This window comes from Nonlabens tegetincola (assembly GCF_002954355.1).
In the GTDB taxonomy this organism is placed as follows: Bacteria; Bacteroidota; Bacteroidia; order Flavobacteriales; family Flavobacteriaceae; genus Nonlabens; species Nonlabens tegetincola.
Window position 1 is genome coordinate 197898 of sequence record NZ_MQVV01000017.1, and the last position, 16469, is coordinate 214366.

18 protein-coding genes are annotated in these 16469 nt (G+C 31.9%); all 18 read right to left on the reverse strand.

Annotated elements, in window-relative coordinates; genetic code table 11:
* Positions 1–5: 5 nt before the first annotated feature.
* Positions 6–911, reverse strand: coding sequence for a hypothetical protein (locus BST93_RS12520; RefSeq protein WP_105019429.1), 906 nt, complete (start codon positions 909–911; stop codon positions 6–8).
* A complete protein-coding gene (locus BST93_RS12525) occupies positions 911–1993 on the reverse strand; it encodes an MBOAT family O-acyltransferase (protein WP_308736875.1) in 1083 nt (360 codons plus the stop codon). Before BST93_RS12525 ends, BST93_RS12520 begins: the two co-directional genes overlap by 1 nt.
* 355 nt (positions 1994–2348) lie before the next feature.
* On the reverse strand, positions 2349–3227 hold the full coding sequence (locus tag BST93_RS12530; protein WP_105019430.1) for a glycosyltransferase family 2 protein: 879 nt from the start codon (positions 3225–3227) through the stop codon (positions 2349–2351).
* On the reverse strand, positions 3227–4369 hold the full coding sequence (locus BST93_RS12535) for a glycosyltransferase (RefSeq protein ID WP_105019431.1): 1143 nt from the start codon (positions 4367–4369) through the stop codon (positions 3227–3229). Before BST93_RS12535 ends, BST93_RS12530 begins: the two co-directional genes overlap by 1 nt.
* Positions 4366–5175 (reverse strand): glycosyltransferase family 4 protein, encoded by an 810-nt coding sequence (locus BST93_RS12540; protein ID WP_146105030.1) that lies wholly within the window; start codon positions 5173–5175, stop codon positions 4366–4368. Before BST93_RS12540 ends, BST93_RS12535 begins: the two co-directional genes overlap by 4 nt.
* A gap of 58 nt (positions 5176–5233) precedes the next feature.
* Positions 5234–5530: a hypothetical protein gene (locus BST93_RS12545; protein WP_105019433.1), complete on the reverse strand. Its 297-nt coding sequence runs from the start codon at positions 5528–5530 to the stop codon at positions 5234–5236.
* Positions 5527–6201 (reverse strand): class I SAM-dependent methyltransferase, encoded by a 675-nt coding sequence (locus tag BST93_RS12550; protein WP_105019434.1) that lies wholly within the window; start codon positions 6199–6201, stop codon positions 5527–5529. The genes BST93_RS12545 and BST93_RS12550 overlap by 4 nt, the downstream gene beginning before the upstream one ends.
* Positions 6185–6751 carry a hypothetical protein gene (locus tag BST93_RS12555; protein ID WP_105019435.1) on the reverse strand — a complete coding sequence of 189 codons (567 nt, stop codon included), beginning with the start codon at positions 6749–6751 and terminating at the stop codon, positions 6185–6187. The genes BST93_RS12550 and BST93_RS12555 overlap by 17 nt, the downstream gene beginning before the upstream one ends.
* On the reverse strand, positions 6667–7224 hold the full coding sequence (locus BST93_RS12560; RefSeq protein ID WP_105019436.1) for a glycosyltransferase: 558 nt from the start codon (positions 7222–7224) through the stop codon (positions 6667–6669). Before BST93_RS12560 ends, BST93_RS12555 begins: the two co-directional genes overlap by 85 nt.
* Positions 7221–7421, reverse strand: a complete 201-nt coding sequence (locus BST93_RS14565) for a hypothetical protein (RefSeq protein WP_258150544.1) — start codon at positions 7419–7421, stop codon at positions 7221–7223. The genes BST93_RS12560 and BST93_RS14565 overlap by 4 nt, the downstream gene beginning before the upstream one ends.
* Positions 7422–7441: 20 nt before the next feature.
* Positions 7442–8158: an NAD-dependent epimerase/dehydratase family protein gene (locus tag BST93_RS12565; RefSeq protein WP_258150545.1), complete on the reverse strand. Its 717-nt coding sequence runs from the start codon at positions 8156–8158 to the stop codon at positions 7442–7444.
* Positions 8145–9005, reverse strand: coding sequence for a glycosyltransferase (locus tag BST93_RS12570; protein ID WP_105019437.1), 861 nt, complete (start codon positions 9003–9005; stop codon positions 8145–8147). Before BST93_RS12570 ends, BST93_RS12565 begins: the two co-directional genes overlap by 14 nt.
* On the reverse strand, positions 9006–9827 hold the full coding sequence (locus BST93_RS12575) for a hypothetical protein (RefSeq protein WP_105019438.1): 822 nt from the start codon (positions 9825–9827) through the stop codon (positions 9006–9008).
* Positions 9827–11008: a glycosyltransferase family protein gene (locus BST93_RS12580; RefSeq protein WP_105019439.1), complete on the reverse strand. Its 1182-nt coding sequence runs from the start codon at positions 11006–11008 to the stop codon at positions 9827–9829. The genes BST93_RS12575 and BST93_RS12580 overlap by 1 nt, the downstream gene beginning before the upstream one ends.
* A gap of 1 nt (position 11009) precedes the next feature.
* Positions 11010–12287, reverse strand: a complete 1278-nt coding sequence (locus BST93_RS12585) for an ABC transporter ATP-binding protein (protein ID WP_105019440.1) — start codon at positions 12285–12287, stop codon at positions 11010–11012.
* 3 nt (positions 12288–12290) lie between these two features.
* Positions 12291–13145, reverse strand: coding sequence for an ABC transporter permease (locus BST93_RS12590; RefSeq protein ID WP_105019441.1), 855 nt, complete (start codon positions 13143–13145; stop codon positions 12291–12293).
* A 12-nt stretch (positions 13146–13157) separates the two neighbouring features.
* Positions 13158–15620: a polysaccharide biosynthesis tyrosine autokinase gene (locus BST93_RS12595; protein WP_105019442.1), complete on the reverse strand. Its 2463-nt coding sequence runs from the start codon at positions 15618–15620 to the stop codon at positions 13158–13160.
* A 1-nt stretch (position 15621) separates the two neighbouring features.
* Positions 15622–16452: a polysaccharide biosynthesis/export family protein gene (locus tag BST93_RS12600; protein ID WP_105019443.1), complete on the reverse strand. Its 831-nt coding sequence runs from the start codon at positions 16450–16452 to the stop codon at positions 15622–15624.
* Positions 16453–16469 lie beyond the last annotated feature (17 nt).

Sequence of the window (16469 nt, forward strand, 5' to 3'; positions counted from 1 at the left end):
AAGTATTAATTGGTCTTTAATAAAGATTCTGCAACTTCTTGAGTAAAAATACGAGTTCCTCTATGGTTTAAATGGGATATATCATAAAAGTTCGAAGCATTCTTGTATTCAGTATTTTGAATCGAGTATTTTATAAAATTTGCATTAGAATTAAACTCTGTTTTAAACTCATTGTAAAATCTTTCGTTAAACTGATAGTAGTCTGGTGAAAAAACGAAATATAATTGAATATCATTTTTCAAACATAATTTTTGAATTTCTTTAAAGGAGTTAACCTTTGCCGAATCAATATTTTTATTTGAGTAGTTTACTGTAGTTTCAAAAGTTAGATTGTTAGAAGAGGTACTTCTATCTGGCAAAAGCTGTGAACCTCTTGAATTAAAAGGAAATTTTGATTTCTGTTTTTCTTTATTAAACACTAGTTGATTGGGATGAACTCTAAGGAAATACAAAAATGAAGATACCCATGAATGTTGATTTTTCTCAATTAATATGGAATTCACTTCATTGTAATGAGCTAATGGGTAAAGTCTATCATAGCGCATGCCCAAAGTAGATTCTTTTAAAATTGCATAAGGATTATCAACAACCAATAAAACTTTCTCTGGCGCACTGTGATGCTCTAGGTATTTTCTGAAAATTAATTCTTGAAATCGCACATCACTACCACGATACGATAAATTATAGGTAGTTTTTTGTAAGTGTTTTTCTAATTGAAATGCATCAATATTGCTAGCTCCACGGGAAGAACCCAAGACGATAATATCATGTTGAAGCTCGCCATTCAAAAGCAACTCCAACCTATTGTCTTCTTGAATTTTAGCATGACTAGATAAAATAAAATAAGCTGCTTTATCAAAAACAAAAAAAGCGATTAAAAATATAATACTATGTAGTAAAAACCTCCTCATTAGAATTGAAAATATATAAATTCTTCTGGAGTACTATTACTATGAATAAGTATAAGTGCCATCAGTATAAAGTATAATGGATATTTAAACCATTTATAAGAATTGAAAAATCTATGATTTAATACATGTTCCCGTTCACGACCTATCCATTCAAACAAAATAAAGAATAGCAAGTATAAAAACATATTAAATGGCCTTATTTCAGGTAAAGCAATTATAGAGCTAGAGAAAATCTTAGAAATATAGGAAACAGCGTGAGATAAATTATCTGCTCTAAAAAATATCCAAGCTACCATTGTAAGAAGGAATGTTATGAATATCTGAAAAACTTCCTTTATATGAGGAATAAATCTCCCGGATGCTACAGTATCCAGGTTACTTCTATTACGGTTGCTTAAAAGTAGTGGCAAGAACAAGATTGCATTGAAAGTTCCCCATATGACAAATGTCCAGTTTGCTCCATGCCAAAAGCCACTAACAATAAAAACAATAAAGACATTTCTCACATTGAGCCACTTACCTACTCGACTTCCTCCTAAAGGAATGTATAAATAGTCTCTGAACCATGTTGATAGAGAAATATGCCACCTACGCCAAAATTCGGCTATATCTCTTGAAAAATAAGGGGTTGCAAAATTTTTCTTCAAATTAAATCCGAATAATTTTGCTGTGCCTATTGCGATATCTGAATATCCTGAAAAATCCCCATAAATTTGGAATGTAAAGAAAAAGGCTCCTACTACAAGTGTACTACCCGAATATTGATCGTGATTGTTAAAAATATCATTTGCATATCGAGCGCATTGATCTGCTATTATCACCTTTTTTGCTAGGCCCCAAAGAATTTGTTTACAACCATCTGTAGCAGTAGCGTAATTGAATCTTCGCTTTTTAAAAAACTGAGGTAGTAAATTAGTTGCTCGTTCAATAGGTCCTGCAACCAGCTGTGGAAAAAAACTTACAAACGCAAAAAAAGCTACAATGTCTTTCGTTGGGCTTAGCTTTTTCCTATATACATCTATAGTGTAACTTAATGTTTGAAAGGTATAAAAACTAATTCCTACTGGAAGGATGATATCCAATCGTGATGGGTTGATTTGAGCGCCAAATAAACTATAAGCCTGAGCAAAACTTTCAATGAAAAATTGAAATACTTGAAAAAACCAAGCAAACCTATATTCATAAGTAAACTAAGTGATAAAAGTAGTTTTCTATATTGGGGCTTAGTAACACGAGTTAAGGAAATTCCTATCCAATAATCAACTAATGAACTCCAAACAATTAACCCTAGAAAACGTATATCCCACCAGCCATAAAACAAATAACTAGCAATTAATAAAAATAGATTTTGAATCTGTAAATTTCTATTAAGTAATATCCAGTAAATCAAAAAGACTACAGGTAGAAAAACCGCAAAATCAAGTGAATTAAACAACATTAGTACTGTATTCCTTGTAAATTGTTACGCCTGATAACAGTAGATCCTTTTACAGGTTTTCGGTTCTTTATGAACATTGGCACTCTACCTATCGCTTTAAAAACAGCTCGAAAATAACATTTTAAATAAGTAGCATCTTGAAAGGCATACTTTCTACCATTGTGCCAGATAACCTTAAGTATTTTTTTAATTGGCTTTGGGTAGTAGATTATGTATAAAGCAATGGTATTAATTAATTGTTTTTCAAATCTAAAATAGTTGGCTCCTGTTTTTCTACGAGCTAGGGAATCCTTTCTGTGATTCACAGCTATATCATAAGAGTAAAGAACGTCAAATCCTCTATCTAACACCTGCAAAGCGACTGCAGTCTCTTCACCATAAATATCCATCCATTTGGGAAAACCAGCTATACTATCATATACTTCTTTCCTAATCGCAAAACCGCAACCTACAAACTCATTAGTGTAATAATCAGCTCCTTTACGCTTTTTTGAAAGAGCATCAAGATCGTCTTTAAAAACCCCAGTAATTTCCTGAAAAGCGATGATAGCTGTTTTCTCGCTTTCGCGAAAGCGAGATATCACTTTTGATTTAAAGTCGACCTCTAAAGGATGAGCATCGTCATCCAAGCCTATTAGAATGTCATTTTGAGCCAAAGAGTAAAGCTTATTTCTAGCAGGAGAAGCTCCTAAATGAACCTTAGAAATTGTCCATTTCACCCATGGAAATCGATTTTTGAGATATTCTGTCTTACTGCAACCATCAATAAATACAAGAACTTCGTCAAAATTAGAACGAACTAGTTCCTGAAGCTTCCCTAAGGTAATTTCCAAATCATTAGGTCTATTTCTCGTAACGATTAAATAGGAGAATGTCATTATTGGTTATAGATAGATGAATAAATCTCTTGAATTGATGCTCGCAATTTACCACGATTGTAGTAAGTATCAATATAATGCGTGTTGAAGTCCCTAGCTTTTTGAATCAAATTTGTTTTTTTTAAAGCTATTTCAATTGCTTTTTTAACCTCTTCAACATTTTTAGGATCATGAATTATAAATCCGTTTTTATTATGCTCTATAACTTCTTGAGTAGATCCACCAGGATTAGATTGAATAGGAAATGCACCCATTCCCATAGCTTCTAACAAGGAATTAGGCATTCCATCACTTGTGCTTAAACCTATATGTAACAGTGCTCTTCCCATCTTTTTAAGCAGTTGATCATTGGGTATAAAATCTCCTCTCTTGATAAGAGTATTAGAAACGGTTTGAAATAAGGGTGATTTATCAACGTATCTCAACACTACCTCATCTGCACTGTAAATAAATATCTTATAATCAGCAATAAGCTCTTTATTCACAAGCTCTAGAGCTTGTAGAGCTACTCGAGCTTGCCCAACTCCATCGTCATATCCTTTAATCATTATTAAAGAACGCTCTTCAATAGCCAAGCTATTTTCTAAGGGTAGATTAATACCACCATTACCAGGTAAAACACCAAGAAAATTTCCAGAAAACCCTAATTCTTGAGCTAATGAGTAATCCCTTTTACAATCGGTAATTAAAAAATCGACCCTTTTTAAAAAGGTTGTTACCTCACTTTGAGATAAACCTAAATTTTTAAAATCATAGACATCGCTACCCCAAGAACTATAAATAACCGGAGTGTTTACTGAGTCCCATACTTTTTGAAAAGGAACACCTGAAAGCCTCATTTCAAAACAATGAATTAGATCTGGTTGTAACTTTGAGATTATTGATTGAAGTTTTTCTTCTGCACTACGTTCATTGTATTTATTTAGGAAACTATATAATCGTTGAGCATGTCTCTTAAGAAACGTGCGTCCAGGATAATCTTTTTTTAGACGCCAGCCAGTAATTTGATTTACCCAAGGAATTCTAGGGCTGTATCCAGAATCGGTTACATCCATCCAGTATACCTCAATATCGCTATCTTCCAATTGATTGATCCATTGAAAGAAATGATGATTAGGGATAGAAAGGGTAAGTAGTTTCATTCTAATAACAACTTCTTATATGAATCATTAAACTTTTCAATATCAAAATTTTGACTTGCATAGCTTGCTGTTTCTTCCGAAATTTTAGATATTATTTTTTGATTTTGATACAAATAAGAGATTAAATTTACCATTGATAAGACTATATCCTTATTTTGTTCCTCGTTTATCAAAAAACCGTTGACTTCATGGTTAATATGCTCGTGGATTCCACCCACATCTGTACAAACAGGAATAACCCCAAAAGGCATAGATTCCATCATAACCATGGGAAAACCTTCGTACGTAGAGGTTATTATTAAAAAATCTAAGGATTTATAGATATTCTTTAGCTTTTGTTTGTCCTTAATACTTCCCAAATTTTTCACACCAGCTTTAGTAATTTCTTCATCATGCAAATTCATAGCACTACCAGCCATTACGAACTCCAAATGAGGAAAATCGATTTTAAGTTTTTTTGCAAGCTCTAGAAATAGTTCAGGTCTTTTTTCTAAGGACCATCTTCCTATAAATCCTATTCTATATTTAAGGTCATTATCACTTAAATAATTATTATTTATTTCAACGCCATTTGGAATAACGTGAATCTTATCTTGTTGAGTGATATTTCCAGTATGAGTTTTTACAATTTCATACAATTGATTTCTTGTATAATTATTAATTACTATACGTTTTGAAAGTAAAGAATCAGCTTCAGCAAACATCGCTTTTCTAGTGTCGTTGGGTGCAATAGAGTGAATTAAATCTATAGCAGGTTTATTTAACAGCGGTAATATTTCGTAAAAATAATCTGTGTTACACCCCAAAACCTTAGTTATACTTTCGCTTGAATTTATTGCTCTCGCAATAGTTTTAAATAGTTTTTTATTGAGAAAAAACTTTTTTATTAATGATGGAATTTAATTCTATTATATGAGCGTGACTAGAAAACTGTTCTTTAAAATGATTGGTTGCAGATAAATGGGTAAATATTACAGTTACCTTTTTATTGGATATAGCTTTAATAATATCAAGGTGAACCTGTTCAGCTCCACCTAAATGATAATAAGGTAAAAAAAAGATTATATCGGAATTTACAATTTTTGGAATCTTTTTCGTTTTAAAACACAGAAATAAGAAATAACCGAACAAAAATTTTATTCTTTTTTTTAATGAGCTCATCTTACCTCTTTCTGAACTGCTTTGCAACACACCATAGTATCTTTGTTTAATAGAAAAACTTCTTCAACTTGAAGGGTAGAATATTTCTCTATTACGTTTTTAAGAGTATAAGGACTGTACCAGCAATTATGATCTGGATGTACTACTTCCTTTATTGATGTTTCTAAATAGTGGTTACGTTGCATGTGAGTTTGTGCAAAGCAATTAGGTGCTGTAATATAAAAAGTACTTGCTTGAACTTTGGATATGTTTTTTAAAAATTCTGCTACATTATCTACATGTTCTATAGTTTCAGGAATCAGGCAAACATCATAGCTCTCTTTTACCTCTCCGATTTTGCTGAAATAAGGTTGGTTTACGTACTTTTTCAAGTTTTCAATACCATCGATATCTACATCAAAACCATGTAATTTATTTGCAACTTTTGATAATTTTATATGCAGATTGTAAGATGGTTCAAAAATGGGCCAATCTGTACAACCAAAATGAATTACATTTTTTTGATCACAAATATTTAGAAAGAAAGAAAAACGATCTTCAATTTTAGAAAAACCGACATCCTGAACCCAAAAATTATCATGAGATAAGTATTGAGGTTTTTTAGGTGTAAACCATAAAACAATTTTTTTAAAACTATCTTCATCAAATATTATTTTAATATTTCCTATCAAGATAATTAAATAACTGAGAGTTATTTAAACCCTTGCGCTTTAGCACCCATTTTAAAATACTTTTTTTCTTAAATATTTTTTTAAAAATAACGTTATCCAAATAATAAGAAAATGTTGAAGTTGATATATTACTTAAGTATGAATAGTCTATAAATTTATTACCTTTTTCAATGAGTTTTTCGAATTCTTTTTCCATCCATGATTCATGTACATTACCCAAATGAAACGCATTATTCGAATATGTTGATAATCTATATCCGCCTTTTTTGACAACTGGTAAATCCAAATATAAAAGCTCGCTATCTCCATCAATTAGATAAGGTGAATTATTGATTGGTAATTCTTTAAAAACCTCACGCTTGTAAGTAGCTACGAAATGGGAACAACCTACTACTGCCTTATGACCTGAAGTTGATTCTAGAGTCGCAATAGTATCTCCAAATTCCTCTGGTAAATGCGTCCAACCTATGCTTGTAGCAAATTTTTCAAGAGCTGGCAGATCTTTAACTTTAGAAAACTTAAGTTTATTTGAAAAAAATATTTTCTCCAAATATTATAGGTGAGATCAAATTGCTTTCTGAATACAGGAACTGGACAAACTGCTCCAGCTTTAGGAAATTCTTCAAATACTTTTACAACCTTCTTTTCCCAATTTTGAAGAAAGAGTACATCCGCATCTGTAATAGTAATTAATCTTTCTTCTACCGTGCGAAGAGCTTTTAGTAAACTATTAATTTTACCTATACCTTCACGTTCGATAATCAGTTCATCGATTTGCTTGTCTTTGTACAATTTTAATAAACGTTGGTTAACGGCGTCACAACATTTATTACTAATTATAGATACTTTTACTTTTGAGTTTGCGGTTTTTAAGATAGACTCTAAACAAAGTATAAAAATGCGATAAGCATCCTTAAAATAGTCTTCTTCGTGAGGAATGAACAAAGGAATAAGAACTCTATGATCACAAGGTTCCTTAACCACTGGCTTTCCACCTTTTACAGGATTTACACCTTTCCTCATTCGCTTTTACTACTGTAGAAATTAATCAATTTTTGTATCCCTTCTTCCAGAGGAACTAACTCACGATTTAGAATTGCTTTCATTTTTGAGATATCTGGTTGCCTTCTGGTCATATCACCTTCTTCAAGTGCCGGTAAATGAATGAGCTTAGAATCACTACCCGTTACCTTAACTAATAATTCTGCTAATTCCTTCACCGAATAGACTTTATCACTACCTATATTATAAACATCATTTGAAAACTCATCGTTAAAAAAATAGCACAACTAGCTTCTATATTATCATCTATATAACAGAATGTCCTACTTTGGCAACCATCACCATATATTGTAATATCTTTACCGTGTAGTGCTTGTCTCAATAATTTAGGAATTACAAAATCCTCACTTTGATTTGGACCATAAGTGTTGAAGAATCTAAAAATCACATAATCCAAACCGTATTCTTGATGATAAGACTTAAAATAAGCCTCACCAACATTTTTGACCACTGCGTAAGGTAATTTAGAGTTTAAAGGCGTTATATTTTCAATTTGCGGTAAACTTACAGGTTCTCCATATACCTCACTGCTTGAGGAAAAGGCCACTTTTTTTACTCCTGTGTTTTTTGATAATTCCAGAATATTCTTAATTCCTTGAATATCATTTAAGACGTTTATCGGATTATCTAAAGTGCGCTGTACTCCTACTACTGCAGCATAATGAAAAACATATTCAAATTGTCTAGACAACATGACTTGAGATAATGCCTGAATATCATTTACATCAAGTTTTACAAAAGTAAAATTATCATGAACAGGTAATTTTGAGATAGCTCCAGTAGAAAAATTATCCACACCTACTACCTCATATTTATTAGCAAGTAAATAATTGGCTAAAGCACTACCTACATTTCCAGCTACTCCTGTAATTAAAATCTTATTATTTTCTGACATATTTTCGATATAATACGATACGATTGAGAAAGCCCAAATTAATTTTTTGTAAATGAGATGCCAATTTAATTCTTTTATTTAAGACTCTTGGATTACCCCATTTTTTATGATAGCTGATTAAACCCCTTACCATTCGTTTATTTTGTATTTTCCAAAACTCATTTCTTTTTAAAATATAATCAGGTATTTGATTATAAAGAGATCCTAGCTTGGATTGCAAAAGATCTATTTTTTTTAGCTCAAGTTCTTTGATTTTATCAAGATGTTTGACTCTAGAATTTAATGCAACACCATGTCTTAAATTGGCTCTTAAAACTTCAAGAATAAAATCATTATCAGCCCAATAAAAATCAAAATCTTCGTCAAAACTTTCGATATTCTTAAAAACACTTTTTTCTGCTACAAAGCACCAACCTTTAAAATGCTTTTGTATTTCATACCCTATTATACAATCTACTCCTTTCTTATCGTACATCCATAACTTATCATCAGTAGGATCTACAGGAGATGCCAACTGCAAATGATAATCAACCATCACTTTGCTTAATGTGGAATACCAATTACTATAGAATACAACATCATTATTTGTAAAGCATATTCTTTTCCCACTTGCCATTTGTAAACCTTGATTAAGAGCTCTATGAAAATTAAAAGAATCTCCTATATATTGTTTTAAGATAACTTCCTCTGGCACTATAACTTTAGCTTTTTCTAACTCTCCACTTTCAATTACGATGATTTCATAACTAACTTTAGTATGGTTTTGAAAGCTATTAATCACATTAGCTAAAATAGCGCTGGAATTTACATCCGTAGTAAAGGACAATATAACTAAAGAAAGTTCCATTTATTTTACTTTACTCATAAGCTTACTTAAGGCTAATTGCATCCTTTTATCATCTGATCTTAACTTGTTTCTTCCTTTTTCTCCTTCTATGTACAAATTTGGTAAATGATGTATTAGATTATCTTCGAACTCTGAAATACAGATTAATTTTTTCTTACCCGCAAATTCATATAAATCCGTATTAACTTTACACTTAACACTATAGTTTTGATCATTTAAAGGTTTTAAGCCTAACCACTTTTTAAACTTTTTCTCGACTTTAAAAAATAAAGACGGTTCTTTTATTACTAAATGATTAAAGTTAATTTTTTCACCAATTTCAATTAATTGTGTTTTTGTGATAATAAAACTCGCTTGATGTAGATTAGTAAAGTGTGCAAATACCTTATTTTGGTATACTTCAACAGAATTATAGTCCCATTCAAAATCAAGATGATAACCAGGGTAATAGTAATTATTAGACTTATCTTCTTCGTATTGAATAAGGCCCGATATTCTATTTTGGGGTAGAATTTGTAAATATTCAAGATGCTTATCTACATGATGCTCTTTAAATAAATGATCATTTTCACCGTATATAAAAATATCGAAATCATTTCGACGGTCCCAAATTTCTTTACGACAAGTCAATGGTAGCAATTGGTAATCATTTAACTCAACAACATTTACTTTATCTACATTTTTTATAGATAATTGAATATTGGATTGGACGATGATAGATACCTCATACTTTGTAAAAGAGGAAAGTTCCTTTACCACCTCTTCTAGATACTTTAACTGTTCTTGTCCATAATTAACAAGTACCGCAAGAATTTTTTTCATCAATTAAAAGATGTATTTCTAAATTTCCCATACAAACCTCTCCATTCGCTTGAAATGTTTGTTGTCCCAAATATTCTATCTAATTCTTTATGTAATTGTAATACATCGTGAGAAGGTTTCAAAACGTTTGAATTAATTATACCTGGTATTTCAGAAAATTTATTGAAAAACGATATTGGAAAATTTTTATTACGGTAAATTGAGTAAGGCAACCAATTACCTGCTAAAACCGGAATATTAGCATACAACGACTCTGTAACTGTTCCAGACATTGCATCACTTATTGGAGCATAAATCATTAAATCCATTTTAGAGCGATAGTCAATTAAATCTTTATCCTCTAAGAAATCCAATTGTAAGAATATTTTTAATTTAGATGTTTCCTTGAATTTTAATATTTGATTTAAATAATCATTATTCAACCCATAAGTCAACAATAGGTGAACATTAATTTTACTTGAAGCCAAGTTTTCTAATTGATGTAAGATTTTAATGTGATTGTTCTCTTTATGCCCGTTATGTCCCACCAGTATATTAAAACCTTCCTTTCGTTGCAAATTTTTAAAACTTAATGATTTAAATTTCTCTATGTGACAAGTCTTAAATGGAAATTTTATAACTATAATTTTTTCTGATAATTGATTGCCGAATCGTGATATGATGATCTTTTTTAAATCATCATTTTGAATCGTAATATATTTTGCTCTTTTGAGAAGTATAGCCACAACCTTATCATAACCTAGATGTTCCGTACGAAGTAAGTCAGATCCCCAAAAGGATATTAATAATTTTTTTGGAGAGATACCTAATGTCGCCACGAGATTCTCCAGCGTAGCAAAATGTAAATGGTAACAATCTACATCTTTCTTCAAAAATTGATTATTACGATAATAACGTAATATTTTGCTTATAGTTTTAAAAAGAGACTGTCTCTTGTTTTGATATTTATAGGTTAAAAAAACAATTTTAATAAAATTGATATTAAACAAAAATATCATTAAAACATAAAGCTTTGATTTTTTTTTAATCTCAATTTGTTCAATAAAATTCGGTGCTTGCTTTGATCCTATTTTTTGAGAGCGTGCATGCAAAACTGAAATATTATTTACATGACTAAAGATAACTTCATACCAATTGTAAATAAAATTTGTTTGGATATTTCCAAGAAGGAATATATTCATATTAATCACTAAATTTGGCTTTTAACAAAACACCACTACCCGGCCTGGCCAATCTACCTTCTGTATGCATCTTAGTATTTAATACAGTAAATGTAAAAACATTGTCAATTCTGTCTATATAATTAAGTGTTTCAGTGGTAGTGTCAAAACTCAAAAAGTTAATGGTATAGCTTGAGGATCTAAAATTCATCATTTCAATGTTTAATCTAAAGCTATTAGAATTTGTGTTGAAATCATAACAATATTCATCGCTTGGAAATGCTGCAATGATATTTTGATTGGCATCAATTATTTGTATACTTATTAGAAGTTTTTTGATTTCAATGCTTGTATCTCGTTCGTACTCAAATACTATACTGAATGGATCAAATGGACCTATTGCTTCAATTGAACGTTCATTCGTATCTACTATACGTACTTTTTTTAGTTTGATAGCCTGATTACCCAAACGATCCGTTCTTGAAGCCAAATCCTCTTCTGAATGGGAGTTGGATGACAAGTAATGAGAAACAGAGTCATTTGTACTTCCATCAAAACGTAAAATCCCATTTTCAATTACTATTGCACGAGTACATAAGTCTCTTATAGCTCCCATATTATGACTTACGAACAGCACTGTTCTACCAGTAGTGTTAGAAATATCTTTCATCTTTCCTATGGCTTTCTTTTGAAACTCTGCATCGCCTACCGCAAGCACCTCGTCAACCACAAGAATATCCGGCTCTAAAAATGCAGCAACCGCAAATCCCAATCGTACTCGCATACCGCTGCTATATCTTTTTACCGGTGTATCTATATACATTTCACAGCCTGAAAAATCTACGATCTCTTCTAGTTTACTAGCTATTTCGGCTTTAGTCATTCCTAGAATAGCTCCATTTAAATAAATATTTTCCCTTCCGGTGAGTTCTGGATGCATTCCAGTACCTACTTCTAGTAAACTGGCTATTCGACCTTTTGTTTTAATACTACCAGTAGTAGGTGCAGTGACACGTGACAAAATTTTAAGTAAGGTAGATTTACCAGCCCCATTTTTGCCTATAATTCCTAAAATTTCACCTCGTTTTACTTCAAAGTTGATGTCACGCAATGCCCAAACATAATCACTTGATGCTTTTTTACTGCGATCATTAACCGTACCTACCTTTAGATAAGGATCTTCTTTACCTCGTATTTTATGCCAAAACCTATTTAAATCATGACTTAGGGTTCCAGTACCTACTGTTCCTAGACGGTATTGTTTATTAATATTTTCTACTTTTAATATAACCTCACTCATAATTTAAACGGTATCAATAAAAGTTTTTTCTGTACGATTAAATATCACTAGACCTACAAAAAGGGTAGCGATGCTTACAACAACCGCAATTAATAGTTGCCACAAACTATCCTGCCCTACATCGAGTAACATATTACGGTATAGCTCAATAAGTTGGGCTAGCGGATTGTAGGTTACCACCCAAGCATACTCTCCTAATTCTTCACTGGCAAACTGCAAAGAATACATAACAGCACTGATATACATTAATAATTGAATACCAAAATCTATTAAAATACTTAAATCTCTATATTTGGTAGTCAAGCTACTTAAAATCATGCCTACTCCAAGACCCAGCATAGCAACACTAAAAACTGGAATTGGTAATAGGTACCAATAAGGTCCCAACTGTAAATCTTCTCCATTCCATAAAAAGAATAAGTAAAACACAAAAAAGATACCTAGCTGAATTACGTATTTAAGCAATCCAGATAGGACTTTACTAGCAGGAGCAATAACTCTAGGAAAATATACTTTGCCAAACAAACTACTATTGGTAAGGAATGTCTTGCTTGTAGTAGATAATGATTCTTTAAAATAACTCCATAGTGTAATACCCGATAAATTAAACAAAAAGCTGGGCACACCATAAGTATTTATTCCTCCTAGTTTATTAAATACCAACGTGAAAATAACTCCTGTAAATAATGGTTGTATTAAAAACCAAAGTGGTCCTAAAACTGTTTGTTTATATACTGTAACAATATCCCGTTTAACAAAAAGAATCAATAAATCACGGTATCGCCATATCTCTTTTAAATTTAGATCAATAAATTTTCCTTTAGGCTTTATTTCGTATAACCAATTGTCCGATTTCACTGTTGCTCTTTTTTATTTACGCTTTCGCGAAAGCGTATAATCCAGTATTTTTTTATACCATGGTTTTTTGATTTTGTTTACGTGATATCCATTACCGTAAGCTCCATATCCGTAACCATATCCATATCCGTAACCATATCCATAACCGTACTTACCTCGATCATCGTAGTAATTAAAAACAAAACTCACATTTTCTATTTCATTTTTGGAGTACTTATCGTTTATAACTTCTATCATTCCCTTTTTTGTGTATCCTTGACGTACCATATACAAAGAAGCATCAGCATGTTTAGCGATCTCCAAAGCATCAGCTACCAAACCTAAAGGTGGTGTATCCAAAACTATATAATCATAAGATTTTTTAAGCTCTTCAATCAGGTTTCCTGCGCGCTCACTCAAAATAAGTTCACTAGGATTAGGTGGTACAGGACCCGATAGTATTAAATCTAGATTATCAACTCGAGTATTATGAATTACTTGTTCCAAGCTGGCATCATTAACCAAGTAATTAGAGACACCTACTGTATTCTCTATTCCGAAATCATCAAAAATTTTGGGCTTTCTTAAATCTAGACCAATAAGCAAGGTACGCTTACCACTCATAGCATAAACCGTAGCAAGATTTATACTCATAAAAGTTTTTCCTTCACCACTTACACTACTTGTGACCATGATTGTTCTACATCCATGAGACGCTTCTCCTTTGTACATAAAATGTAGACTAGATCGTATTCCTCTAAAGGCTTCTGCAATTGTGGATTTAGGCTGATCATTTACAACAAGATTACTTGGGTGATTCATTTTACCGATAACCCCAATTAACGGCACATTCGACATGCGTTCCAAATCCTTTGGTACATGTAAATAGTTATCCAGTAAAGTAAGAAAAAAAGCTAACCCAACGGGTAATGCTACTGCTATAAGCAAGGCAATTAGGTAATTGATATTACCGTCACGTCTGGATCCACCACCTCCTGTGTCTCTTGCTTTGTCTATGACAAATACATCACTTACATTGGCTGCTTTTACCAGTTCTGCTTCTGCTTTTTTTGCTTTAAAAATATTGAAAGCATCTTGCTCAATTTCTAATTGTCTTTGTTTGCGTAAAAATGCTTGCTGTTCTTTAGGCAATTTTTTAATTTCTGATTCAATTCGATTGATTTTTGAATATAAATCATTCAAATCTCTATTTAACAAAGACTTGGAGCTTCTGATGTTTTCAAAAATTACTTCTTTCACCGTATTAATGTCCCTATCAATTTGCTGAAAAACCGGTGCGTCCGCACGCATTGAAAATTCTCTTTTTTTCCGTTCTTCTGACAAGCTAACCAATCTTGCAACGGCGCCACCAATACTGGATTCTTCAATTCCAACAATTGATGGGGCTTGAATTAAAGTATAGTCACTTTTATTTTTTAAGTAATTTTCTAAATTTTCATAATAATCTAGCTGTCTTTTGATACCTGTTTCCTGCTTTTCATAATCGGTTAATCTTAGATTAAGATCTGTAGATTGTTCTTGAGCATCTAATAATGTGGTTTTTCCTTTAAAGTCTTCTAGGTCGTCCTCGGCTGCTTTAACCGACTTAATTTGAGCTACTAAACTGCTATCAATGTATTGTATCGTGGCTGTAGCAAATTTGTTTTTAAGCTCTAATTCTTCTGTTTCAAGTACAATAGAACTTGTATTTATATAATCAATGAGCCTGGCTTTATTAGTTCCAGATAGAGATAATTCAAGAATAGAACTGCCTTCTGGCTTCTGCATAATACGGATGCCCTTGTAATTATTTACAGTTGCCCAATAATTACCGAAGTTAAATAACCATTGCCCAGTTTGTATGTTTTCACTTGTCTTTTCAATGACTACATTAAGAAAAGGTAGTTGAATACTATCACCAAATTTGAATTGTTGTGACCATTCTCCAACAGGCGTTTTCACCTGTTCATGCACTTTATTGGCATAATCATAGGCCAAAGAAGTTTCTGCTGAAAAGGAAGCGCTTAATTCAAAACTATCCTGATCTAGCACTTTAATACGAACGTTTTTGCCGTAAATCTGTGCTCTAGCAGTATCAGCATAAATAAAGAAAGGTGTCGCTTTGTAAGCGTCAATATTGAAATACTCGCCTTCTTTGATATAGTTAATGTAAAATTGTAATTCATCTACGACACGCTCGGCATGTGTTCTCGATTTAAATTTTGTAATGACAGTGGTTACCTTGTCTGTCGTTCCACCCCAATTAAATGTGAGACTTTGATTACTTGTAAATAACGGATTGGTATTATCCTTTATACTTATTAACGAAGAAGCACTATAATAAGTTTGAATAAATTGATTTTTATAATAAGCATAGGATAATCCTATTATCAAACATAGTAGGAAAAACCACCACAATTTAATCAACTTATTTAAAAATTGGCTAATGTCGAAAATCCCAGACAAGCCATCTAAATCTTTAGCTTCTTCAGACATATTAGTTGCTTAAACTATTGATTAATAAAACAGTTCCTACTGTGGCCGTAAAAACACTCAATATAGTGGTAAAAGTTGACAGTCCGGTTGTTCCAGTCCCTATTGATTTTTGAGGCAATGGATTTACAACAATCATATCATTAGGTCTTAAAAAGTAATAAGGTGAATTCACAACATCTAACCTTGTTAAATCTACTGTATGAGTGCGAACTCCTTCTGGGTATTGTCTTACGATTTTGACATCTGTTAAATCGCCTGTAATAGGCACTCCACCACCATCAGCTATTGCCTCTACAATACTTATTTGTTCTCTGAAAATTCGTTTTTGACCAGGACTTGTAACTTCTCCAACCATAGTGTATCGTAGCCCATCCAGTTTTACCGTTACAAATATTTTAGCCTCAGGTTTAAAGTATTTCTCTGTTAATTCTTTAGTAATGTAATCTTGCAATTCTTCCACCGTCATTCCTATTGCTTTAATTTTACCCAGCTCTGGAATACGTATATCACCATGAATATCAACCGTATAACCATTGAAATACAATGAACCAGGTTGTTGGGCAATATTACTTTGATTATTGTTTGCACTATTATTATTTGAAATAGTAAACGAACTTATAAGTTCTGTATCCACATCTTTATCAGACTTTATTTGTATTGATAAAACATCGTTAATTTGAAGTCGATAAGGAGATTGTACACGCCTAACTTCAATTAAAGAATCATTTTTAATAGTTCCTGACTCCTGAAGATAGGTAATTTTTGAAATAGGCACGCAAGAGGCAGTTGCAATCACTACAAAAACTAGCAATAATAGGCTTTTACTGTGCATAGCTGGGATTTAACACT

What these genes read in the sequence shown, in the direction of transcription:
- BST93_RS12565 (WP_258150545.1), bottom strand. Translation starts at nt 8,158, where the DNA reads ATGTCAGAAAATAATAAGATTTTAATTACAGGAGTAGCTGGAAATGTA.
- BST93_RS12520 (WP_105019429.1), bottom strand. Translation starts at nt 911, where the DNA reads ATGAGGAGGTTTTTACTACATAGTATTATATTTTTAATCGCTTTTTTT.
- BST93_RS12545 (WP_105019433.1), bottom strand. Translation starts at nt 5,530, where the DNA reads ATGAGCTCATTAAAAAAAAGAATAAAATTTTTGTTCGGTTATTTCTTA.
- BST93_RS12530 (WP_105019430.1), bottom strand. Translation starts at nt 3,227, where the DNA reads ATGACATTCTCCTATTTAATCGTTACGAGAAATAGACCTAATGATTTG.
- BST93_RS12575 (WP_105019438.1), bottom strand. Translation starts at nt 9,827, where the DNA reads ATGAAAAAAATTCTTGCGGTACTTGTTAATTATGGACAAGAACAGTTA.
- BST93_RS12560 (WP_105019436.1), bottom strand. Translation starts at nt 7,224, where the DNA reads ATGAGGAAAGGTGTAAATCCTGTAAAAGGTGGAAAGCCAGTGGTTAAG.
- BST93_RS12600 (WP_105019443.1), bottom strand. Translation starts at nt 16,452, where the DNA reads ATGCACAGTAAAAGCCTATTATTGCTAGTTTTTGTAGTGATTGCAACT.
- BST93_RS12580 (WP_105019439.1), bottom strand. Translation starts at nt 11,008, where the DNA reads ATGAATATATTCCTTCTTGGAAATATCCAAACAAATTTTATTTACAAT.
- BST93_RS12535 (WP_105019431.1), bottom strand. Translation starts at nt 4,369, where the DNA reads ATGAAACTACTTACCCTTTCTATCCCTAATCATCATTTCTTTCAATGG.
- BST93_RS12585 (WP_105019440.1), bottom strand. Translation starts at nt 12,287, where the DNA reads ATGAGTGAGGTTATATTAAAAGTAGAAAATATTAATAAACAATACCGT.
- BST93_RS12595 (WP_105019442.1), bottom strand. Translation starts at nt 15,620, where the DNA reads ATGTCTGAAGAAGCTAAAGATTTAGATGGCTTGTCTGGGATTTTCGAC.
- BST93_RS12570 (WP_105019437.1), bottom strand. Translation starts at nt 9,005, where the DNA reads ATGGAACTTTCTTTAGTTATATTGTCCTTTACTACGGATGTAAATTCC.